At 47.0% G+C, this 22,516-nt stretch carries 17 protein-coding genes; 4 read left to right on the top strand and 13 right to left on the bottom strand.

The genetic code is table 11. The features are described from left to right. Positions 1-15 precede the first annotated feature (15 nt). The 6 genes from K2Y22_15375 to purF are packed head-to-tail and all read right to left on the bottom strand — an operon-like array spanning position 16 to position 8,328. Positions 16-3,030, bottom strand: coding sequence for a hypothetical protein (locus K2Y22_15375; protein ID MBX9879838.1), 3,015 nt, complete (start codon positions 3,028-3,030; stop codon positions 16-18). Beyond that, positions 3,030-3,650 carry a phosphoribosylglycinamide formyltransferase gene (purN, locus tag K2Y22_15370; GenBank protein MBX9879837.1) on the bottom strand — a complete coding sequence of 207 codons (621 nt, stop codon included), beginning with the start codon at positions 3,648-3,650 and terminating at the stop codon, positions 3,030-3,032. Before purN ends, K2Y22_15375 begins: the two co-directional genes overlap by 1 nt. Beyond that, positions 3,635-4,915 carry a phosphoribosylamine--glycine ligase gene (gene purD / locus K2Y22_15365; GenBank protein MBX9879836.1) on the bottom strand — a complete coding sequence of 427 codons (1,281 nt, stop codon included), beginning with the start codon at positions 4,913-4,915 and terminating at the stop codon, positions 3,635-3,637. Before purD ends, purN begins: the two co-directional genes overlap by 16 nt. After that, positions 4,912-6,093 carry a hypothetical protein gene (locus K2Y22_15360; protein ID MBX9879835.1) on the bottom strand — a complete coding sequence of 394 codons (1,182 nt, stop codon included), beginning with the start codon at positions 6,091-6,093 and terminating at the stop codon, positions 4,912-4,914. Before K2Y22_15360 ends, purD begins: the two co-directional genes overlap by 4 nt. Further along, positions 6,083-6,871 carry an AIR carboxylase family protein gene (locus K2Y22_15355; GenBank protein ID MBX9879834.1) on the bottom strand — a complete coding sequence of 263 codons (789 nt, stop codon included), beginning with the start codon at positions 6,869-6,871 and terminating at the stop codon, positions 6,083-6,085. The genes K2Y22_15360 and K2Y22_15355 overlap by 11 nt, the downstream gene beginning before the upstream one ends. Beyond that, complete coding sequence (gene purF, locus K2Y22_15350; GenBank protein ID MBX9879833.1) at positions 6,871-8,328, bottom strand: amidophosphoribosyltransferase; 1,458 nt, start codon at positions 8,326-8,328, stop codon at positions 6,871-6,873. Before purF ends, K2Y22_15355 begins: the two co-directional genes overlap by 1 nt. Positions 8,329-8,449: 121 nt before the next feature. Between purF and K2Y22_15345 the strand changes: the two genes are divergently transcribed. Next, a complete protein-coding gene (locus tag K2Y22_15345; protein MBX9879832.1) occupies positions 8,450-10,483 on the top strand; it encodes a DUF2339 domain-containing protein in 2,034 nt (677 codons plus the stop codon). After that, positions 10,480-11,808: a ClC family H(+)/Cl(-) exchange transporter gene (locus K2Y22_15340; GenBank protein MBX9879831.1), complete on the top strand. Its 1,329-nt coding sequence runs from the start codon at positions 10,480-10,482 to the stop codon at positions 11,806-11,808. The genes K2Y22_15345 and K2Y22_15340 overlap by 4 nt, the downstream gene beginning before the upstream one ends. Here the strand turns inward: K2Y22_15340 and K2Y22_15335 are convergent, their stop codons facing one another. The 7 genes from K2Y22_15335 to K2Y22_15305 form a co-directional block, all read right to left on the bottom strand. After that, positions 11,809-12,720, bottom strand: coding sequence for a DMT family transporter (locus tag K2Y22_15335; protein MBX9879830.1), 912 nt, complete (start codon positions 12,718-12,720; stop codon positions 11,809-11,811). Then, a complete protein-coding gene (locus K2Y22_15330) occupies positions 12,713-13,897 on the bottom strand; it encodes an NAD/NADP octopine/nopaline dehydrogenase family protein (GenBank protein ID MBX9879829.1) in 1,185 nt (394 codons plus the stop codon). The genes K2Y22_15335 and K2Y22_15330 overlap by 8 nt, the downstream gene beginning before the upstream one ends. A 168-nt stretch (positions 13,898-14,065) precedes the next feature. After that, a complete protein-coding gene (locus tag K2Y22_15325; GenBank protein ID MBX9879828.1) occupies positions 14,066-14,962 on the bottom strand; it encodes a serine protease in 897 nt (298 codons plus the stop codon). Between the two features lie 142 nt (positions 14,963-15,104). After that, on the bottom strand, positions 15,105-17,414 hold the full coding sequence (gene topA, locus K2Y22_15320) for a type I DNA topoisomerase (GenBank protein MBX9879827.1): 2,310 nt from the start codon (positions 17,412-17,414) through the stop codon (positions 15,105-15,107). 131 nt (positions 17,415-17,545) lie between these two features. Beyond that, the gene (tsaE, locus tag K2Y22_15315; GenBank protein ID MBX9879826.1) at positions 17,546-18,034 is read right to left on the bottom strand and encodes a tRNA (adenosine(37)-N6)-threonylcarbamoyltransferase complex ATPase subunit type 1 TsaE; all 489 of its coding nucleotides are present in this window, start codon (positions 18,032-18,034) and stop codon (positions 17,546-17,548) included. Positions 18,035-18,320: 286 nt separating this feature from the next. Then, complete coding sequence (locus K2Y22_15310) at positions 18,321-19,361, bottom strand: hypothetical protein (protein MBX9879825.1); 1,041 nt, start codon at positions 19,359-19,361, stop codon at positions 18,321-18,323. 177 nt (positions 19,362-19,538) lie between these two features. Further along, positions 19,539-21,074: a tetratricopeptide repeat protein gene (locus K2Y22_15305; protein MBX9879824.1), complete on the bottom strand. Its 1,536-nt coding sequence runs from the start codon at positions 21,072-21,074 to the stop codon at positions 19,539-19,541. Positions 21,075-21,224: 150 nt separating this feature from the next. Between K2Y22_15305 and K2Y22_15300 the strand changes: the two genes are divergently transcribed. Further along, complete coding sequence (locus K2Y22_15300; protein ID MBX9879823.1) at positions 21,225-21,854, top strand: hypothetical protein; 630 nt, start codon at positions 21,225-21,227, stop codon at positions 21,852-21,854. Continuing rightward, the gene (gene coaE, locus K2Y22_15295) at positions 21,854-22,414 is read left to right on the top strand and encodes a dephospho-CoA kinase (GenBank protein ID MBX9879822.1); all 561 of its coding nucleotides are present in this window, start codon (positions 21,854-21,856) and stop codon (positions 22,412-22,414) included. Before K2Y22_15300 ends, coaE begins: the two co-directional genes overlap by 1 nt. Positions 22,415-22,516: the final 102 nt, after the last annotated feature.

Here is a 22,516-nt window from a genome sequence, read left to right as displayed (position 1 = left end):
CTCGCCACCTCCTTTTTAATCAATGGGCAAAGCCGTCTGCCACGACGACTGCAACTTATCGACATTCACGCGCATAATGTTATTCATTTTCGAATCCAAAATGCGCAACTCTTTGGTGGATGTTACTTCACCAAGCTTGATACAAAAAACATCAGTTACATTCTGCCACTGTTTTTCCCATGCAGACTCATTTTCTTTTGCAATTGAAACAAGCATCCTGCCTGGACCTTCGGCAAACAAAGCCAAATCCATACGGCTCAATTCTTGTCCTTTGCTGGAGCCTGAGAATGCCGCTTCCTGAATTGCATATCCAGATACTGTCGCCCCACAGTTACCGCCGATTATTGACTCAGCTATTGCGACAGCTAATCCACCATCTGATATATCGTGGCAACTGCGTATCATCGACTGCATAATCAGCTTATGAAGTACGCGGTACATACCAGCGGCCGTTTCTGGTTTAAATTCTGCTTTGATGCTCGACTTAATTCCTTGTAGTCGTCCATAGAGACTGCCGGAAATTCCCAATCCTGCGCAACCCAATAGGTAAATCGTATCGCCGGCTTCTTTGAAGTGCATGGTCACTGCTTTTTCAGCATCGGGCATAATAGCCATTGCCGACACAAGCAACGTCGGCGGTATAGACAACCGTACAACGCCATCATCAAAGTCGTTTTTCATGCTGTCCTTGCCGGAAATAAGCGGTGCTCGAAAGGCAATTGCCGCCTCGTAAAGTCCAACACAGGTATCTACAAGTTGCGCGAGTTTAGCTTTGCCTTCTTTGTTCTTTTCAGAGACTACAGGATCGGGCCAGCAGAAATTATCGAGGATATAAATCTGTTCCGGATCTGCGCCAACAGCGACGGCATTACGAACAGCCTCATCGACTGCCGATACGGCCATCAAGTGAGCATCGACTTCGCTCAGTTGTGGACAAAGTCCATTGGAGACTACAAGTCCCAATTTATCGCCGTAGATCGGTTTTATGACCGCACCATCACAAGGCGCTTGCTGCTGAGGACCCATCAAGGGTTTAACAACGCTGCCACCCTGAACTTCGTGGTCATACTGCCTGATTATTTGTTCTCTGCTGCTGACATTTGGGTGGGCTAATAAATCCTGCAAAATGGGAGTTAAATCTGTTGGCTCCTTGCTCAAAGATTCGCTGATTTTTGTGGTTATTCTCTCGGCTACCAACTCTAGTTTCGGGCAGCCATCGTGGAGAAATTCAAGATTCAAACAAGCAACCGGCTTGCCTTTTCTTCTAATTACAAAATAGCCATTCTTGTCGAACGTACCAATATTCGTCACTTCGACGTGATGCTTATCAGCTAACTTCCGCAAAGCATCGAAATCACGAGTTGAAATAGTCATGCGTTCCTGTGATTCCGAAACAACTATTTCCCAATCAGCCAACCCTGGATACTTGAGTGGAACATTATCCAGATCAATTGTCGCGCCACCGGTGATACGAGCCATTTCACCAACTGATGAAGAAAGTCCGCCTGCGCCATTGTCTGTTATACCAGTTATTAACCCGGCATCACGCGCGTCTAAAACAAAGTCCAATAGTCGCTTCTGAGTAAACGGATCTCCTATCTGCACCGCTGACACTGGTGAATCTTCGTGCAGAGCTTCTGATGAGAACGTCGCTCCATGAATGCCGTCTTTGCCGACTCTGCCACCGGCCATAACAATTACATCGCCTACTTGTGTATGTTTTTCATAAGCGACTTTGCCGGCTACGTTCAACGGCATAATGCCGACCGTGCCACAAAAGACCAAAGGTTTTGCTCGATACCCAGGGTGGAAGTAGACTGCGCCATTTACTGTTGGGATGCCGCTCTTGTTGCCACCATCCTCAACGCCTTTGCGAACGCCTTTTATGATTGTTTCTGCAGGTAACATCGTAGGTCTGTCGGCCAATTCTTTTGATGGATACGCAAAACAGAAGATATCTGTATTAGCAATCGGCTTTGCGCCAAGTCCGGTGCCAAGAATATCCCTGTTAACTCCAAGAATTCCTGTGAGCGCTCCACCATATGGCTCAAGTGCCGACGGGGAGTTGTGTGTTTCGACCTTGAAACAGACTGCGGTTTTATCGTTGAAACGAACTACACCTGCATTGTCTTCAAAAACTGATAAAAGGCGCTCACCAATAGATGGATGATCTTCCGCCAGCTTTTTGGTTGCCGCTTGTATATAAGTCTTGTACAAGCTTTTGATTTGTACGGGTTCTTTGTCCGCAGACGTATAGGTAATATTGGCGCCGAAAATCTTATGCTTACAATGTTCGGACCAGGTCTGCGCAATTACTTCCAATTCAACATCAGTCGGCCACTCTGGCATTCCTAGAGCTTTTCTTTCCTTGCGAACTGCGGCATTTTGAAAATGTCCGGCAATTGCTTTCATCTCATCAAGATTGAGGGCTAGAATGCCGTCTTTGCTAATGCGCATTAATTCCGTATCGCTTACATCAAGACAAACAACTTGAACTTGTTTGGGCTCCGGCAAATTGACTTCAGGAAAATCAAGGAAATCGGCTTCCTTACCACTGACGTCATGCACCACAAACTTGTCCGTAAGTGGGTGGAAAAACTTGTAACGGCATAGATTTGCATCAACCTTGCCGGCATCTTTGGTAAAGAGAAATCCGTGACCTGATGCTACTCGAATATCTCCAATGCCCTTTAACTTCAATGCCTCTTCAACTGTTTTGCCTAAGTTGTCGGTGACGCCCGGCAAAAATTGTCTTTCGGCAAAATAGACAAAACCTTCTCCACGCCAGATATCCAGCCACTTGCTTTTGTCTTGTACGTTGGCTGTCCAAACATCTTCTAAAAGTTCATCAGCCAAAACTTCTTTTAGATTCTCCAGCAGCCCAGCATCTTTGCCGTCAAAGCCAGAAATCCAATAAAGAGGGAAGTTGTGGTTGTCTACAAATCCACCCTTAGGAATAACAGCTACGCAAACGACTGCGTCTGAATTTCTTGTTTTGCCGTTTAGCTTTTCCTGCAACGAAGTTTCCATCACTGTTTTATCAACTCCTCGTTGGGCAAAAGACGAATGCCATTCTTTGCGATAGACTGCAATACTCTTGGATACAGCTTGTGTTCCACAGATAGTCCGCGGGACTTGAACGACTCTAGTGTGTCATTTTCCAGGCGAGAGAATGTCTCTTGAGCCAGAATAGGTCCATGATCAACCTTTTCGTCAGCCAAGTGAACCGTTATGCCTGACACAAGCACCCCGTATTTGAAAGCATCTTCGTACGCATTTGCCCCTGGAAATGCGGGCAACAGCGACGGGTGAATATTTATCACTTTGAAGTAGCCATCCTTGTGTTTGAATTGCTGAAGGAAATTGCTCGTGAGAATGCGCATGTAACCGGCGAGCACAACCAAATCTATTTCGTAGTTAGCCAATTCGCTAAGCACTCTTTTCTCATGCTCTTCGCGCGACAATCCTTTGTTGTCCACGGCAATTGCATGGACGCCATATTTGCGAGCTGTAACCAATGCCAATGCTTCTGAGTTGTTAGACAGGACTAATTCAACCTTTGCGTCCAATTCGCCATCCTTTATCGCGCGCAAAATTGACTCCATATTGGAGCCGCGTCCCGATACAAGTATTGCTAGACGGATGGACAAGCTGACGCCCTCCTGGCAATATCGCGGCGATAAGCCATGCCGGTAAACTTTATCGATGGAATTGCATTGTAAGCGGCGGCGATGGCCTCAGACATTGTGGGAGCCACACCAACAACGTTTAAAACTCGTCCACCGTTTGTTACTAACTTACCATCAGCTAATTTCGTGCCTGCATGAAACACAACAGCATCTTCAATATCCGACGATATTTCAATTCGCTGTCCTTTGGACGAGCCTTCCGGGTAGTTGTCTGCAACCAAACAAACACAACAACTTGAGTTACTAGACCATTCTAGTTTTACTTTATCCAGCGTCTTTTCAGTGCAAGCCCAAAGAGCCTCTAACAGATCGGATTTCAACAATGGCAATATCGTCTGTGTTTCCGGATCGCCAAATCTTGTATTGAATTCCAAAACATACGGCTTGTCACTGATCATAAGACCAATGAAAAGCACTCCTTTGAAAACAAGTTTGCCTTCTTTTAGAGCTTTGCGAATTGGGTTTAACACATGTTCCTCAATAGCCTTTTCATGGCGCTTGTAGAGTTCAACTGGAGCATATGCACCCATGCCGCCAGTGTTTGGTCCTCTGTCGTTTTCAAAACGACGCTTGTGGTCCTGACTGGCAAGCATCGGCACAAGGTTTGTGCCGTCACACAAAGCTAAAAGTGACAGCTCGTCACCGGATAGTTTTTCTTCAATTACTACCTTGTTGCCTGCATCGCCAAATGCTCTTTGTTTGAATATTTTTTCGGCTGCTTCTTGAGCTTCCTTTTCATCAGCACAAACAAAAACGCCTTTGCCGGCTGCCAAACCATCAACCTTTATGACTCTCGCCCAATGGTTTTTGATTACGGCTTCGGTCTTAGTAAGTGAATCGACGACCTCAAACTTTGCATTCGGGATGCCGGCGTTTTCCATGAATTCCTTGGCGTAAGCTTTGCTCCACTCGAGGCAAGCACCTTGTCTGTTAGGGCCAAAGACACGAATGCCGTCCGCCTCAAGCACATCAACGATGCTTTGAGACAGAGGTAATTCCGGTCCCACCACGACAAGATCAATAGGCTCGTCTTTGCAGAACTTCTTTACCGTGTTGAAATCGAGGATGTCGATATCGAGGTTTTTTACTTTATCGAGACTTGCCGTGCCGCCGTTGCCTGGTGCGCAATAGATCTCTTCGCACACAGGACTTTGCGCGAGCTTCCAACAAAGAGCATTTTCACGCCCCCCTCCGCCCAGGACCAGAATTTTCACAGGCTTCTTCATGAATTCACCATAACGACAAATTCATCGAGCGTCGGCTGGTTGGCAAAAATTTCTTCGCCCACCAACTGATTGACGATGACTCCATAGAGTTGATCAATCATAGCTTTGGCTGGAGCCGGCAAATGCTTAGGTTCCTCTTTCAGTTCAATGCGGCAAATTTCTTTCCAGTCAGTGCGTCCCTTCTGCTTGGCGATAGTTTGCGCTTCTTTAATTGCTTTCTCCCAGCTTGATCCACGATAGACCTGACGGATCATCTCTTTAGAGAGGTGAACGCCTTTGTAGATAAGACGCAACTCGTCCGGACCAATGCTGTCTACGAGCAACAAGCCATTTTTGTCGACAGCAAATTCAAATTTGCCATCCCAGAGCTCAATGCCTCTTTCAGCGAATAAGACATAGAGTCCAATAGCCAGATCGCGAGCCAGTTCAACCAATTCTTCAAAGCGCTCTGGACTCAGACCGGAAATTAGCAAAGCTTCTTGCGCCGTAAGTAGTCTGTCCTTGTCTTCCAGCTTTGTGAAAAACTCAATGACTGGTTTATCAAACCAACTATTTTCAGCAGGAACGCCTTCAAGACCAAGAATTTTTGCGTATGAAGGATCCTTTTCCAAGCGTCCTTTAAGCGAACTTCCCGCCGGCATGCCAAAGCGGAAAATCACTTCCAATGGAACCAAACGCGGCTTAGCTGGTTCTGATTCAGTTAGTGGCTCATAGTGATATACGTTTTGATTAGCAAGCACAACCGGTTTCGGTCTGATGACGGAAGCTTCAACGACGGACAAATATGGCAATTCTTCAGCGGCAGCCTTCAGTGTCATTTCTCTGTTCTGCTCGTCGACGAGTCCCTTGTAGTGGCTTCTGACACCGTGCTTACTCAAGAGTGTCGAGTAGACTTTATGCCCGAAGCGTTCTTTCAACCAAGGTTGGTTGAATCTCTTTAGATGCAGACTATTCGGCAAGGAAGACCAATTTTTTGCATCTGCCAAATGGTTGAAGAAATGCGCTCCCATAATTGCCAATGCTCGTCCCTTGTTGGCAATAGTGTCAGGCATTTTGCCCCAATCAAAAACAGAATAGTCATCTGTATATTGAAACAACAGGTTACCGTCAGCGTTTTTGAAAACGCGTTTTACTGATCCTTCGTATATCAATTTTTTGTCTTGTAATTTAACGGACACTTTGTTTCACGCCTCCCTTGAGTTCTTTGAGAAGATCTTTTTCTTTTATAGAAATTGGAAAGAGTTCCAATAGGGCAATTTGTAAGTTCGTAATATTGTTGATTCCTACCCACACACCACCTTGCGCAGTAATTGTCGATATGCCGCGTGGGTCTCCTTGAAATGGTGTTGATTCAATTACCGGCAAGGCAATAAATGTCTCGCATTTTTTGTTGACCTGCACAGAAGCTGTTGCTAAATCTGCAAGAACAACATCAAGCACATTAGGCGCTGAACTACTTTCAGCAAGATAGTCAATAAACTGCCATCCAATCGCTTGCAGAGGAATTTTGAATTGCTCGATTTGTTTGTTTGCCCATTGTGGAGCATTGATTCGCAAAGTCGGCGCTGTGCCGATATTGCGAACATACCAAGTGACAAATGCAACTACGTGATCGACGGCACTTACACCGACTGCCAACGCGGGCACCCCTTTAGGCATCTGAATAATCGATAGCAAGGCATCATGACCAAGCAATATGTCATTACAGGGAATGCCGATTACAGGCGTAGTTGTTTGCGAGGCGACTACTCCCGGTAAATGCGCCGCTAATCCAGCGCCTGTTATATATAGATCGCAAGGCTTTTCGCTGATTATTGCGCGAAGGCGTTCAGGGTCCCGGTGCGCCGAACAAACCTCGAAGAATACGTCAACTCCGCCAATTGCCCGCAGCCCATTACACAGCGGCTCGAAGATTCCCTTATCCGATTCGCTGCCAAACAACACATTGATGCGCATTATTGTTTTGCTCCCTGATTAGCTAGTTTTTTGCGGTCATTCAGTCGCCTGGTTTCAAACTCCTGTCCAAACGAAATATCGGTTGGATATTGTCCTGTCAAACAACCTGTACAAAGAGATCTTTGGTTGAGCGCATTTTTGAGCCCTTCCATAGATTGGTAGACGACCAAGTCCGCTCCCAACTCGTCAGCTACATCCTTGTCGCTGTGACCACATGCGACTAACTCGGCTTTGCTGGGGAAGTCGATTCCGTAATAGCAAGGATGCGCAATCGGCGGACAAGTCGATACAAGTATTACTTCTTTGGCTCCAGCCTGACGCAATAATTCAATTATTTGCTTGGCGGTGTTGCCGCGCACAATACTGTCATCGACAACTAGACAACGCTTGCCGGCCACTTCTTGGGCAATCGGGAAAAGTTTTCTCTTAATTGCTTCCTGTCGGGACTCTTGATCTTCCAGAATGAAGGTTCTGTTGACATAACGGTTTTTGATCAGCAATTCGCGGAAAGGCAAATCCATTGATTCGGCGATAGCAATTGCCGCCGCTCGGCTTGTCTCCGGCACAGGCACAACGACATCGGCTTTAATACCACGGTCTTTCAATTGGTCAGCCAACAAGACTCCTAATTTGAATCTTGCCTGGTAAATACTCAAATCGCCTGTCTCTGATTCGACACGCGAGAAATAGACCCACTCAAACATACATGGCGAATATGATGCGGACTCGATAACTTGTCGCTTGAGTTCGCCGTTGCTGCTAATCCAAACTGCTTCACCCGGCTTCACTTCAGAAATATCCGTATAGCCAAGATAGCTCAAGGCAACCGTTTCACTGGCAAGAGCGTAAGTAACTTTGCCGTCACCATTTACGCGCTTACCTAATTCAAGCGGTCTAATGCCGTGCGGATCGCGGAAGCCAAACAAGTTGCCGTCGCGATCAACACCAATAACGGCATAACTCCCGACCAATTTACTCATCACTGTCTTTATCGCAGAAAAAAGATTGTCGGAATTAAACTCGCCCGGCTTCATATACTTTGCCAGCAAGTGCAAAATTACTTCCGAATCGGAATTTGTGCGCATGGGTGTTATGCCTTCTTTGCTGATTAGTTCGTCAGCAAGCGCATAACAATTGACGATATTGCCGTTGTGCCCAATGCCTATTCCCGACTCGTAGTCCAGGAATGGCTGCAATAGATTGGGGTCTTTGCGACCGATGGTTGCATAACGAGTGTGCCCAACTGCTGACGAGCCGCGCAAACTCTTAAAGGCGCGTTCCGAAAATACGTTTTCGACGAGCCCGCTGCCATGTTGCAAATTGAAAAGGGAATTTCCCGGTGCGCCCGCAGTTAATATTCCGGCGCCGTCCTGCCCGCGATGTTGCAGGTTCATCAGACCGATAAAGACTTCTCTAGCTGCATCGGCGTTTCCAGCGACACCAATTACACCGCACATGCCAGAGCGTTCTCCTTACTCGACAAGGTCAAGTGAAGCATACTTCAAAATTGATTTAGATCCAATAGCATTTCTGACCTAAAATGGTTGAGTAACCCCCAAAAGGCAAGATTTAATTCGCATGGACGGCGATCTTTCAAACGAGATTCAGCAGCTACGCAGTGCTCTTGAAGAAATAGCAACGCGTTTGACTAACTTGGAAAAAAGAATTGGGCAACAATCGTTAACACCCGATATACCGGCAGCACCTCCGGCAACTAAAACCGAAGCTGTTGCTAAAGCGCCGGAACCTGTTCTGGAGCCTGCGGCTAAACCTCTTGCAAAGAAACAAAGCCTGGAAGCCAAGATCGGACTGTATTGGCTTAACCGTCTTGGCATTGGTCTACTTGTTTTGGGCGTGGTCTTCCTCATTCTCTTTTCCTTTCAATTCTTTGGACCGTTTGCCAAGATCGCAACAGGCTATGTAGTCGGCGCCGCAATGCTGGCCGGCGGACACTGGTTGTCTACAAAAGAAGGCAAAGGAAATAAGTGGATAGGCAACAACCTTATGGGTGGCGGCTGGGCGCTTACGTATTTCACGACGTATGCAATGTATTACTTTGATTCGGTCAGAATCCTCAATAATCCAATTGTTGATTTGACTCTACTTTCTATAGTCTCAGCAGCAATTGTTGCCCATTCATTGAAATGCCAATCGGAAAATCTCGGACTCCTGGCGATTATTCTCGGCTTTATTACGGTTGCAACAAGTACAGCCGATGCTTTCACCGCGCTCAGCCTGACTCTCTTACTTGGTGCACTGTCCTGGCTCGTCGCTAAAACAGGCTGGAGCCGACTCTACTTCTACGGCGTAGCTGCAGCCTACGGTATCTACATCTTTAGACTGGCCGACAGCTTCCAAGTAAGCCTTTCTGAACAAGAGGGATTCTTTGCTCGTGCGGTAGTCCTGGCAATTTACTGGCTAGTGTTCAATGCGCTTGCTCTCACTCTTTCTGAGGAAAAAACAAGCAGTCGCAAGCACCTAGTCGGTGGCATCCTTATCAACAATGCATCCTTTACCAACTGGTCAATGGAAAACATGGAGACAAAGTATGCCGACTTGCGTTATTTGTACTTGTTCTTCTCCGGACTGCTTCTTACCGGATGGGCGTCTCTTTCAAGATCCAGAAATCTTTTGACGACAAGCCGAGTGCATATGCTCTCAGCTCTTGCCCTGATAACCGCTGCTCTAACAATGAAACTAAGCGGCGAATGGGCAAGCATTGTTTGGGCTGCTGAAATTCCTATCGTAGTAGCTATCGGTCTGAAAAACAATTTCCGCAGCTTCCGCTGGTTTGCCATGATTTTGTCCGTCGCTATCTTATTGCGATTTCTTTCCGTTGATTTGGACAACCAGACAAGTCTGGTGCTTGGTCCCTGGAATATCCCATGGACTCAATTCATTGGTTATTTCATCGCGCTTTGTCTGACAATAGCCGGCTGTTATTACAAAATGCCTTTGTTCTATTCGTATCAAGGACGGATAGAACACAAATACACCCACTACGTCTACTTTGCCATTGCTTCAGCAATTGCTTGGGGAATGCCTTTGGATGCAAACGTAAAATCCCTACTGGCGATTGCCTGGGCATATCAGGGATTAGCTTATCTTTTACTCGGTGCATGGCTTAACAGCAAATTCTTGCGCATCATTGCAGCGCTGCTGTACCTCTGGGCATTTTTTGCCGAGATTGGTACTTGTGATCGCAACAGCTGGTGGATTTCTCTTTTAACGATCATGTCATTTTTTGTGGCAAGTTATGTCTACAAGTCCGTGCGACGAGCATCGAAATTGCACGCTTATTACACAGGTGGTGCCGTTGCATTGTTCACCACATTCCTGGCAATTCACATAGACAAGCAATTCGTATCACTGTGCTGGGGACTGGAAGGGCTGGCACTCTTAGCTTTAGGATTCAAATTTACCGACAAGATATATCGTGTATTTGGATTGGCTGTTTTTGGTGCACTCTTATTCAAACTCCTCTTCTTTGATATGGCTAAAGCTGAGTTTATCTATCGCGTTCTGTCATTCATTGCCGCCGGCATAATTATCCTCATCGGCAATTTCGCCTATTGGAAATTCAGCAGCAAAGACACAAGAGAGGGTTCGTGAAGTCAACGTCACACAGTATTGGTAAAAAAGTGTTATCCCTTTTCAAAGAAAAGGAACATCTAGCCATCTTTCAAGCTTGCATAATTGGGCTAGCAGCAGGACTTGCCGCCGGTGTTGTGAAATGGGGTATTGATTGGCTCGGAACAATTAGAGTCAATTACTCATTCGCGTTGCCGGCCTATTACATTCTTCCTGGATTTGGTTTGTTGGGCGGTCTTATCGCCGGATTTATGGTTGAGCACTTTGCACCGGAAGCTTCCGGCAGCGGCATTCCTCAGGTAAAAGCTCTTGTTAAAGGAATAAATGTACCTCTTGGGTTTCGAGTAGCCGCCACCAAGTTAGTAAGTGGCATAATCGCCATTGGCTCAGGTTTAGCGCTAGGACGAGAAGGACCAACGGTTCAAGTCGGCGCATCACTGGCTGTTGAACTCAATAAAATGTTACCGGGTGCACCGGAACACAAGAAGCATTTGATTGCCGCAGGAGCCGGAGCAGGACTTGCTGCCGCTTTCGGCGCACCTTTGGCTGGAGTTTTATTCATCATCGAAGAGTTATTGAAAGACATTTCTTCTGTGACTTTAGGAACAGCAACTATCGCTTGCTTCATCGGAGCTATAGTTTCACGTTCAGCAAACGCACAGACACTCAACTTGAATCTTCTAGAAGAGACTTTGCGAACATCGTTTTCCGGATGGGAAATTCCATATTATGTTTTGCTGGGAATACTTGCGGGCATTTTGGGAAGTTTGTTTAACAGTGCTGTTCTTCAATGTCTCGCCTTCAACAATCACCTTCCTCTTCGCCTAACTTATCGTGTCGGATTAGCGGGGCTAATGACTGGCCTAATCATCTATTACCTGCCGCCATTCTTTCGCGATAATGCCGGGCTGAGAGAAATGCTTATTTCGGGACAAGCTGACTGGCAGATGGCTGCAGTTGCTTTTGCCGCTCAATTTATTTTGACTATACTTGCCTATGGCTCAGGCGCACCAGGCGGACTATTCGCACCAAGCCTGGTGCTTGGAGCTGCATTAGGCTATTTGGTCGGTCTTGTTGAACAATCAACTTTGGGTTACGGAGCCGCTACAACTTACGCACTTGCAGGCATGGGCGCATTTTTCTCTGCTGTTGTGCGTGTGCCCATTACGGCAATTGTTATTGTCTTTGAAATGAGCAACGATTTGAATCTAGTCTCACCGCTTATGATTTCCTGTATTGTTGCATTCATAGTCGGCGAGCGCATTTCGAAAGGCTCTATCTACGACAAGCTTTTGGACCTGTCTTTCAAGAAACAGTTAGCCAAACAACACGCTGCTGAGTCGTAACTAATCGCGACCAACCAAGGCGGCTTCTGGTAAAGCCTCGATAGTTTGACTAGGAACAGCTTCCTTTTTGATGCGTCTTACGTGAGCCATATAAATACCGAGCATCACCATAGCAATGCCGGCAATTTGCATAATGGTCAACGGCTCTTTCAAAATCATCGACGCCGCAACAATAACAACTGGTGGCTGCAACATAGTGATGATTGAAATGCGTGTAGAGCCTACAAGAAAGAGTGCCATCAAAAATGCTACGTTAGCAATTGCGCCGGCTAAGCCCATCCACATACCGATAGGCCATGCCGTCTGCGGCAAATTGCCTATCAGTGGCAAAAGGAAAACAGCCGTAACACAAGCATTAATCAAGAAAATGTAGTTGGATACAACCAAGGGGCTGTACTTCGCCGTCACATCTTCCATCCGCACGCGATATAGCGCAGAGCAAAGAATTGCCAGAGCGATATAGCCAATACCTGCTGTAGCAAACCCAATCGAATTAACTTCAACCGTGAACGCAACGCCTGTTAAGCACAGAACAAACCCAACCCAGAATTTGAAATCGAGTTTGTCGCGACCGAGCCACTGATTAATGAATGCCACCAATGCCGGTGTCGATGCCAACAATGTGACTACCATTACAGCAGGCAATGATTGCAGTCCTAAAAGAACAAACAAGTTATTCAACAAAAGTAGAGTCGAGACTCCGGCAATTTTGCTAATTCCTTTCAGCCCCACCCATCGCCATACGCGAGTTACAGGCAAAACAACAATTGCCGCCACTATGTTCTTGATGGCCAGCAACTGAAAAGGAGTGCAAGACGCACTGTAGCCTAGTTTTACGATAATTGGTTCAATCGATGCTGCCAAAAGTACAAGTGACACCCAGGCAGTAACGATAAAACCCTGATTACTCATTGATGAGCCTGATTATATCCTTGTGCGATTTACCAGCCCAACCAAGTTTTTCAAGAGTGCGGCCAGACTGGCTCAAATCATCACCTGAAAGTATGGTTGCGATGTTAACCACTGAGTCTATCATAGGAGTCTTCACTCCGGCTTTCTGCGCCAATTGCTGAAGCGGTACTAACGTACAGGCAACGTCTTCGCTGATATAGCGGTGGTCAAGCGTGCTCGGCGCAGTAATTGATTGATAAGCAGGCACAGTGCGAATTGCGTTGTACAAGCAGCAATCTTCGCAACCGTAATAACGCTTGAGAAGTTCATGCATCGGTATGAGAGTTGTGTCATACGCTTCTGCAACCGAACGGAAATCTCTTTCCATCTGTTCCAGCAATAAAACTGTCTTTTCAGTAAATCCATCAACGTAAAAGAGAAACGGCTCTTTGCGATCAATGGGATTCATATTGACCAGCATCGTCACAGGGTGCGCGACGGCCCCGAAGTCGGTGATTCCCCTCTGAATTACATTCTGCGCCGCTTCCAAGTCAGGGAAGAACTGATTGATGAGGTTTTCCAAGCGGGTGGTCTCTGATTTTTTCGGGGCAGAGAAGAGTGTCCATTGCTTGATGCCTTTGATGGCTACATAATCATCGGCTTGTGCGCGACAAGCAAACAGCGCGTCTGTTTCTAAAACAGAAACACCTTTTACGCCGGCATCGGCAATCATCTTCGAGACTTCAAGACTGCCGCCGAATTTACTCGAGAAAAGAACGATCTGATGCCCAGGGCGCAAATGAGGAATGAGCTTGGCTACGACTTGCCTGTAGGCAGTGGCAACAGTTGCTACAAAAATGATTTCAGACGTCGCACAAAATTCTTGCGGATCAGCTGTAATTCCTTGGATTGGAAAAGAGCCTTCCAGGCGGCCTTCCGCACCAATGTGCTTGAACTTACTAAGGGCTTCGACTTTCTGTTGGTCTCTGGTCAAAATGGAGACCGAATGTTGCTGATTGGACAAATAACAAGCGAGAGCCAGTCCGGTGTTTCCTGAACCAATAACACCGATCGAAGCAGCCGCTACTGCGGATGGCAATGGACTTTCCGGCTTATTGTCAACAAGAAACAGTCCTCGATGCGTTTCAGCGTGCTTGCGACGCACCGGCTGAAGCCTTCTGGCTGTTGGGGGTTTCATCAATAGTTTCCTGTTCTAGATCAAAGAATCCAAGAGAAGGTGGAATGAGTCAGGCCACGTGCCTAATACCACTTGATAAGTATTCCGTCTCTCGATGTGTAGATAATACAGGCAATGGTGTTATTGAGAATCTTTTGCAACAAAGTTGTAACCATCAACCCCCGCTTGTCATCTACTCTTTTTGGCTTCGTCTAAAGCGTTTTGAATAAGTTCTGCTCTGGTGGCAAGCGTCAAAATTGGAACGGCACCTTTCGAGCGACAATAACGAGCAAAACAAATTGCAACAACTTTGGAATTTTTGTCAAGAACAGGCGATCCGGAATTTCCTAATTCAATGTGGTTGGTGAGTTTCAAAAATTTGTTCTGAACTACATCAGGCCTTATGGATGCAATTTGTCTTGATGTTTCTCCATCAAGTGTTGCTACTTTTCCAGGTGAAATAAACAAATCGATTCTCGCCAACGGATGACCGACAATGTTCAATTCATCACCTGGTTGCAAATTTTCCGAAGAACCTAATTTCAGCGCGAAAAATTTTTCGCTATCAGCTTTCTTTTGTACTCGCAAAATTGCAATATCGTTTTGCGCATCAGCGTAAATTGTTTCGGTTGGATAAAGTGTACCGTCGGCAACACGAGCAAAGATTTTCTTTTTGTCTCTAACGAAATGACTGTTGGTAGCGATTAGTCCATTCTTGTCTACAAAAAATCCAGTGGCGGCAGACGGTCCGGCGCTCTCCCAGATATTTCTCCCCCAGCAGGATACTTGCCCGGAAGCAGCAGCTGCCATATCCGGACCTTCTTTGATAAGGAGCACACTGGCATTGACTGCGTGACAGTAATTTACGGCGGCCTGTGACTGTCCTTTGTAGACAGTCAGGTTATCGTCAAGAGCCGGTCTGCCTTCGCTAAGAGTTGGGATAAAACGGTCCTTCTTACTTTCCGACAAAACATCAAAATGCTTACCCGGCTTAGCGACAGGAGAGGCTATCTCGCAGTCAATCGAAGACCCAGTCTGGGGACCAGAGCCAAATAACGCAGCAACCATGAGCATTTCAACTATCATGGCGAGAGAATAACCAATTTAATATCAGCCCTCAATGGGGCTTATACGCAGCGCCAGTGGGGTTTCGTAGAATCCGCAGGCGGGCGCATGCAATGCGCCCCTACGGAGGCAGGGCACGATGGGAGGCAAGTTACGAACAGCTTTACGCGTGCTTTTCCAGACCGGTGGCTTGTTCAGCAAAACCGCATTCCTTGACGGAGCAAGCAATCTGGTCGCCGCGCTTAAGTGTCTTGTAGATGAGCAAATGGGCACACTTAGGACACTTGTTGTCGCCTTTTGGTCCGCCGGAAATAACAGGCGGGTACCAAAATGCTGTTTCGCATTTCTTGGCAGAATAATGGCTGCATCCGTAGAACATTTTGCCGCGCCACGACTTCTTCTCAATTATCTGGCCGCCACAACCCTCGCGAGGGCAGGCAACGCCTGTGTATTTGAGAATCGGACGTTGTTCTTTGCAGTCTTCTGCTGCGCAAGCAAGATAATCACCGTATCTACCATAGCGAATAAGCATCGGTCCTTTACAGGTCGTGCACTTCTCTTCAGAAGGACGATCTTCTGGAACCGGCTGTCCATCCTTGGTCAAGGCAATTTTGGTTTTGCATTCCGGATAACCGACGCAGCCCAAGAACTGACCAAATCGTGATGAACGCACTGCCATGGCTTGACCGCATGTTGGACACTTGTGGTCAGAGAGAATAAGGACTTTGTCCATGTTCTCTTGTGCCTTCTTCAGAGTTGCACCGAAAGGCGTGTAGAAGTCTTTCAGCATGCCGTGCCATTCGACTTTGTCTTCTTCTATTTGGTCGAGTTTGGCTTCCATGTCGGCCGTAAAGCGAACATCAACGATATCGCCGAAGTGCTCAACGAGAAGCAAATTGACGGCCTGACCTAATTTGGTAGGAGACAATTGCTTTTGCAAACGCTCAACATATTTACGATCAACAATTGTGGCAACTGTTGCTGCGTATGTTGATGGTCGGCCGATACCGAGTTCTTCAAGCGTCTTAACCAAGCTGGCTTCTGAATAGCGTGGTGGCGGTTGAGTGAAGTGCTGCTTGGGATCAAGCTTCTTCAAATTGACCGCTTCGCCTTTTTTCAATTCGGGCAAGCTTGTCTTTTCTTCTTCCTCGTCATCGCTGTCACTAGCCATTCTGTTATAGACGAGTGTGAAACCGGCGAATTTGACTTTGGTGTCCGAAGCGCGGAATACAGCATCACCAGCTTCTATCTCAACAGATGTTGTAACCAATTCAGCAGGCGTCATTTGGCTGGCTAAAAAGCGTTCCCAAATCAGCTTGTACAACTTGAACTGGTCGTTGTTTAAATGTCCCTTGAGAGACTCCGGTGTATGGGAAGCTGCAGTTGGACGAATTGCTTCGTGGGCATCCTGCACGTTGTTAGCTTTACGCGTATATTGTTTCGGTTTGTCCGGAATGTACTGCTTGCCGTAGGTGGCCTTGATGTAAGCACGCGCTTCATCTTGTGCCTCACTGGCAATACGTGTCGAGTCGGTACGCATGTAGGTGATAAGACCCACTGGTCCTTGCGAGCCAAGCTCGACACCTTCATATAGTGATTGGGCAACTTGCATGGTTTTCTTTACCGGATAACCAAGTTGAGTTGCTGCTTCACGCTGCAGTGTTGATGTAATGAAAGGCGGCGGTGTTTGACGCTGACTTTCCTTGTCCGTAACTGAAGAGACTTTGAAATCCTTGCCTTCTGTAGCCTTGAGGATTTCTTTTGCCTTTTTCTCGGTTGAAATAATCATCGAGGTGGCTGTTTGCTTATCAGTTGCAGCAATAACACGCTTACCTTGCCACTTGGACAAAGCAGCCGTGAATGCTTGCTTAGAACGAGCACGCGAAAATTCACCTTTAATAGACCAATATTCTTGTGGATCGAACGCATCAATTTCTGCTTCACGCTCACAGATCAAACGAACGGCAACGCTTTGTACGCGACCAGCCGAACGTCCATTGACCTTGCGCCAGAGAAGTGGGCTTATCTTGTAGCCGACCAATCTATCCAAAACGCGACGCGCTTGTTGAGCATCAACTAGACGCTTATCGATTTGGCGAGGAGACTTGATCGCTTTTAAAACAGCTTCTTTTGTAATTTCGTTGAACTCAATACGATGCAATTTGCTCTTCGGCAAGTTCAACAACTCAGACAAGTGCCAGGCAATGGCTTCACCTTCACGGTCAGGGTCTGGTGCCAGGTAAACTTTATCTGCTTCCTTCGCTGCTTCTTTTAATTCTTTTACGATTGGTTCTTTTTCGCGGAGAACTTCGTACTCCGGTTCAAAATTCTTACGAACGTTCACTCCCAGCTTATTGCGCGGTAGATCGCGAACGTGACCGATTGATGCCTTGACCTGAAAATCTTTGCCGAGGATCTTACTTATTGTTTTCGCTTTGGCTGGCGACTCAACAATTACTAGTGATTTTGCCATTGGAACTTGTTGCTTCCTTATAATGTATGTCAAGTATTCGAACGAAGCGAGAGTATAGCATGGTCGTCTAAACAACCAGCGAACCCTCTCTACATATATTGATTATTACCCCGACTAAACTATAACAATTATTAGGAAGAAATAACTTTGTCAGGAAGTCTTTCTAGAATTTTGCCGGAGTTGGCGCCGTTGGCGAACAGTGTGGCAATCCTGCCAAGACGATCTTCCGTGTAATTTAGCTTAACGACCAAGTGATCATCGGGAAGATACTGTTTCAGATAGTTGGCCCATTCCAAAACTACGATGCCTTTAGTTTGCTGAATTTCATTCAATTCGGCTAGGAATAATTCAAGTCCGGTTTGCCCAAAGGTTAACTCGGGATCTTCGGAAAAGCGATAAAGATCTAAATGATAGAGCGGTAGTCTGCCCGAATGATATTCATTTAGCATCGTGAAAGTAGGGCTATTTATAGTCTCGGTGACGTCCAAGCCTTCTCCTAAGCCTTGAACGAGGGTTGTCTTGCCGGCACCCAGTTCGCCCAACAAGGCAATGACAGCTCGTTCCTCGATAGCCTTTCCCAGCTCGCGACCCAGAGCCTTGCTAGCCTCCGTGTCAATCAAAAAAGTGGTAGCTTCGAATTGCATATTTGGTTTATTTCAAAAATTGGTCTCAGCCGAGGACCAGCTGTCGAGTTTTGACCCAGGATTTCCCAGGTGGGGGACCGCCTTAACGCTTAACCGTTTCCTACTCCTTTTGTATCCGACGAACAAGGTTCATAGGTATACGTCATCGTCTCGAGTTGGAACCCCGTTTTCTCGATATTTGTAGGACAAAACTTTTATGCATTGCCCTAGACCGAGACTAAAAAAATCATAGCGGGTTTTTCGAAGCGGTGTCAATGCAAAATTAATGCAAAACTTTTCCACGAACCATCTTAATAATTCGAGAATTTGCCGTACCGCCCTGCTCATCGTTCACGAATTTGCCGGTGGCGCGCTGTCCACGAAGTTCCAGACGGCTGTTTATTCCCTGCGGGCGGGCACCGTTGGCAGTGCCTGATTTTCCGTAATTGCCATAGTAACGAACATATAAATCTGTTCCGACCGGCTGCAACTTGACACCACTTGGTCCGGCCGGCTGTTCCATTTGGCTTCTGAGATTAACAGCCACTTCGTCCAAAACTTTTTGTTTGTCCGCTGACAATTTGGTATATTCTGCCGCCTTCATTTCGCCAAACCTGCGTGCTTTCTTTTCCGCTTCTTCGGCATTCCTTCTAATTTCGTCAGCTCGTAAGCGTGCAAGTTCCGGATTGTAGATGTAGTTGCTCGTTAGCATATTACGTATCACTGTGGGCACCGCTGTCCAAGATTCATTGGCGGCCCGTTCAATATCCGCCTCTGCCTGCTCTTTAATTTGGCGCGCAGCATGTTCGGCTGATGCGATTGCTGCTTTTTTGCCGGCTTCGGCCTGCAATTTGTGTTTGTCTTTTTCGTATTCGACTTCACGTCGAATTACAAACATTGCCCTATTTATATCAGGGTGTTTGCTTAAGCGTGAAGTGTTGCTTTCTGTCCTCGTGGTACCACTATCAGATATATCCTCTGAGGCGTCAGCCAAGTGCTGCACCTGTTTGTCTTGCGCCGCAATTGCCTGTACCGCTTGTTTGCAATAGCCGGCAACTGGTCCTGTAGGGTCCAACCGCTTACAAATTTGGTACTCGATTAAAGCTTCTTGTGCTTGGTTAAGCCTGGTCAGCGTATTAGCTAAATAGTAGTGCCCGAGCGAATTTGTCGGATCGAGGCTAACTGCTTGGCTTAGAAAAACAACGGCATGCTTATACCGCCCGGCATGATAACTGCGAACGCCTTGTTCAAAGGCGGTTTCGGCCAATACCGGATTCGCGCCCAAAAGGGCCATGATCGCAAACGTAAAAGCTAGTTTCTTCATTAGTTGCTACCCCAACCAGCTTACGGACCTACCGACGATACTGGTCAACTAATGTTCCCTATTTAACGCTCCGGTTCCGGCTCACGCCTCCACCTTCGCTTGCTATCCAGCAACCCGTCTTCGCTCCGCCGCGCATTGCTATGTCGCAACGCTTGCTTCGCTTCTTGCTGTCGTCTCTTATTGTACTCCCGCAACAGCCTTTGGCTTGTTCAGGTTGTTCAAAAGCAAGACCGCTAAGTCTTCTTTCGGGTTTAATTCAAGAGCTTTATTAACTTCCTTGATAGCCTCTTCCTTGTTGCCGCGGGCAGCTAGGGAGAGTCCCAAGCCGGCGTGGGCGGAGGCGTTTGCCGGAGCCAATTTTACGGCTTCGGAGAAGGCTTCTTCGGCGCCTTTGAAGTCACCGTTTTTGGAAAGGGAAAGACCCAAGCCAATTTGGCACTCAGCGTTGCCGGCAGATCTGGAAACTAGTTCCTTGTAGCGAGCAGCAGCCGATGACCAATCACCTTTACCAAGCTCAAGAGCGGCCAGACGCTCGCTTGCTTCCATGTTGGAAGGCTCAAGCTCCAAGGCTTGCTTGAAGAGCTTAATTGCTTCGTCCAAATTGCCTCTGTCGAGTCTAACGGTGCCCATTGCGATGTAAGGCAATGGAGACTTTGGTGACTCATCACATAATTGCTTGAGTAGTGCCACTGCTTCGTTTTGGCGGCCGCGCTTAGCTAAAGCAATTCCTTGACCAACTTTGGCTTCCAGGCAAGTTGTATCCAGGGTTTCGGCATGCTTGTAGGCACGATACGAATCCATCCAGTTGCCGGTACGCGCTTGTGCCCAACCAAGATTGACGTAAGCAATTGCATCAGCACCGTTTAGCGTAATTGCTTTTTTCTCTTCGCGGATTTGTCCGGCGTAATCACCAAGGCTGCCTAAGATGACACCAAGATTGCCGTGAGCCGTGCTGTTGTTTGGTGCAAGCTTGATTGCTTTCTCAGTTTCTTCTTTTGCCTTCATCAAATTGCCGCGCTTGTAATAGGTCAAAGCGAGAGCCAGTCTCGCCTCAACATTTTTATCGTCGACATTTACCTTTTCTTGTGCATCGCTAAGAGCTTTATCGAGATTCGCTTGCTCCTGAGCGCTTGGTTTAGCTGTTGCGCAACTTGTAATTCGCAAATTCTCAGTTGTGGCAACTTCCGGTTTTGCTTTTGCTTCAAGAGCGGATTTTCTTTCTACAATTGCTGCCAAATTTGTTTTGGCTGTGGAACTTTCCGGGTTAATCGCAATTGCCTTTTGTGCTGCTGCCAAAGCGTCATCTAATTTGTCTTGCTTGTTCAAAACCCATGCGAGTTCAACGTAAGCGTCAACATAATCTTGCTTCAGCATGATTGCGGTGTTCAAAGCGTTGATTGCTTTTTCATAATTGCCCAAGTGAGCTGCGGCAACACCCAAATTGTAATGACCAACTGGATTGTTGACATTGGCTGTAATTGCCTTCTCAAATTGTGCCTGAGCGTTTGTCCAATCGCCCAGTTGAGCGAACTTCTCACCGACGGAAATCAAATTCGCCGGCGTCTCTGGAACTTGCATCGCAATTCGCGGTCTGTGACTGTAAGCTCGTCTCGTAACTCTTTTGTACTGAGTGGCGGCTTCCAGGCAACCACAATTGACCACTGTCGCTAAAACTAGCGTGAGAGGAAGCGCAAAATAGATTTTCTTAGCCATAACGATCTTACCTCGATTGCCAATACTTGGCAGGCTGCACTAAGCACAGAGCTATATTTTAGTTCTCTTGGCAAAATTATCTTCTACTTACAACAATATGTTTCTAAAGCTTTCCCGTACAATTTAGTAACTCCTGCTAATCTTCCAATCGTGAAATCCGAAATTGTTGCCAATACCTGCCGAATTCTTCTGGGATTAACTCTCAGTAGCTGCGCATTTACTGGTGTTTCCGCGCAGGAATTGCCGGCGACTTTGCCGGCTGAAACCACAGAAACCACCGGGACCTCTGTTATGCCTCCCCCTGTGCCGGATCGTTCGTTGTTGCCCACAATGCAACAGGAACAAATGCTTCCACCACGAGGGACTGGTATTCCAAAACCACCGCTTGCATGGCGTGCGGGTGTTGTGAAGAAAAACAGTTTTGTTTCAAGCACATTTTCCATGCCGCCCTTTGCGCCACCTATACAACAGCGCTTTATTCCCAGCATGAATGTTGACGCTAAGCGCGTTTATCTAAGCAGCAAAGACGACACTTTTTTTGCGTTGTTGTCGACATGCCCAAAGAAGGGCTTGATGGTGCTCTTTATGGACAGTATTGCCGGCCGACTTGTAGCACAATTAAATTCGGCGACTATTTCATTCAATGTTAGAGCGGTACCGGGAAATCGGTCGGTTGTCGAAGCGAATGTTGAGCGCGGCGACAAGCAGGCGCTTGCCGGTATTTTAGATGACTTGTTGTTAGCCACCGGATCATCAATGTCCAACGGGGGCACATTTTAGTGTCAAAACTGCTGGGGATTACGGGCACTATTGGCTCCGGTAAATCCACGATCGGCGCAATTCTTCAAAGCAAGGGAATTACTGTTGTCGATACGGATGCGATCGTTCATGATCTTTTGGCGAATTCAGAGAGCGTGAGAGAGAAAGTTGTTGCGCGGTTCGGGACGGTTGATCGCGTTGAATTAGGCAAACTCGTCTTTAGTGACAAGAAAGCGAAAGCGGATCTTGAGGCGATATTGCATCCGGATGCGATAATTGCTTGTCGCAAGATTGCTGATGAATCCACTGCGCCGCTTGTGGCGTATCTCGTGCCACTTTTATTCGAAGCAAATCTCGAAGGTGAGTACGACCAAATTTGGTCTGTGCATGTCGATGCGCAGAAGTTGCGTGAGCGATTGAAGCTGCGGAACGGTTTTACCGACGCGGAAATAGACGCGCGGCTGGCTAATCAACTTTCACAAGAAGCTAAAGCGAGTAAAGCACATCACCTGATCGATAACTCGGGCTCGGTCGAAGAGACGCGAGCGCAGGTTGAGAAGTTGTTGGGGGAACTAATTTAGCTTTGTCATTTCGGGCCCCTCCATTTTGTCATCTTGTACGGTAATAAATAACGTCAAGTCAAATAGGGGCTTGACGTTGAATGAAAATCGGGCTATTCCTCG

The organism is Candidatus Obscuribacterales bacterium, from assembly GCA_019744775.1.
In the GTDB taxonomy this organism is placed as follows: Bacteria; Cyanobacteriota; Vampirovibrionia; order Obscuribacterales; family Obscuribacteraceae; genus SBAT01.
The sequence above is the reverse complement of the archived record's forward strand: the minus strand, read 5'-3'. Positions and strand labels throughout refer to the sequence as shown.